Raw genomic sequence first — 806 nt, forward strand, 5'->3', positions numbered from 1 at the left:
TACGACGTTGCGTCCCCGGTAGCGCTGGCGCTGGTCTTCACCGAAGTCGATCGGTCTTCCTGGGCGGCGGCGCCGGTGCGTGATCTGATCGGCCCGCTCGGGGATCGTGGCCGCGATGCCATGCCGGCGCAGCCAGGCCCGGTTCGCCTTCGAGGGGTAGCCCTTGTCTGCAATCAGGCGGTCAGGCCGTATCCGGGGCCGCCCACGGGCCCCGGCAACGCTGATCTGCTCCAGCGTGGTGGCCAGCATCGAGGTGTCCGCCACCTGCCCGCCGGTCACCACGAACGCCAGCACCCTGCCCTTGCCATCACAGACCAGATGATTCTTCGTCGTCAGACCGCCACGGGAGCGTCCGATGGCATGGTCAGCCGGCTCGTCCCCGGATTTCTTGTAGTTCATCCAGGCCCCCTGTGGGGCGGGGCAGGGTCGCCCCGTGCTGGTGGACGCGCACGATCGTGGAATCGATCGAAGCCACCCAATCCAGCTCGCCAGCCTGCTGTGCCATCGACTGAGTACGCTCGAGCACCTGCTCCCACACGCCTTGGGCGGCCCACCGGTTGAAGTTCTTGTAGATCGTGTTCCAGTTCCCGAACCGCTCGGGCAGATCCCGCCACGGCGCCCCCGTGCGGAAGCGCCACGCGGTGGCCTCGACCACCGCGCGCCGATCCACCGGGGGCCGACCGGTGGACTTCGGGGCAGGGAACAGCGGGCCGATCACGGCCCAGACCTCGTCCGAGATGACATCACGCGACATGACCCCAGACTCGCGCATCCACGTCCCCGAATCCTTTAGCAACACGCCCTAG

At 68.0% G+C, this 806-nt stretch carries 2 protein-coding genes; both read right to left on the reverse strand.

Features of this window, described 5'->3' with window-relative positions; all coding sequences use genetic code 11:
- Positions 1-399, reverse strand: a 399-nt coding sequence (locus ACUJ8O_RS11490) for a transposase (RefSeq protein WP_445373401.1), incomplete at its 3' end; no start/stop codon positions are given.
- A complete protein-coding gene (locus ACUJ8O_RS11495; protein WP_158184834.1) occupies positions 365-754 on the reverse strand; it encodes an IS5 family transposase in 390 nt (129 codons plus the stop codon). The genes ACUJ8O_RS11490 and ACUJ8O_RS11495, both read right to left, overlap by 35 nt.
- Positions 755-806 lie beyond the last annotated feature (52 nt).

The organism is Micrococcus sp. EWR3.9.1, from assembly GCF_052615555.1.

What these genes read in the sequence shown, in the direction of transcription:
- ACUJ8O_RS11495 (WP_158184834.1), bottom strand. Translation starts at nt 754, where the DNA reads ATGTCGCGTGATGTCATCTCGGACGAGGTCTGGGCCGTGATCGGCCCG.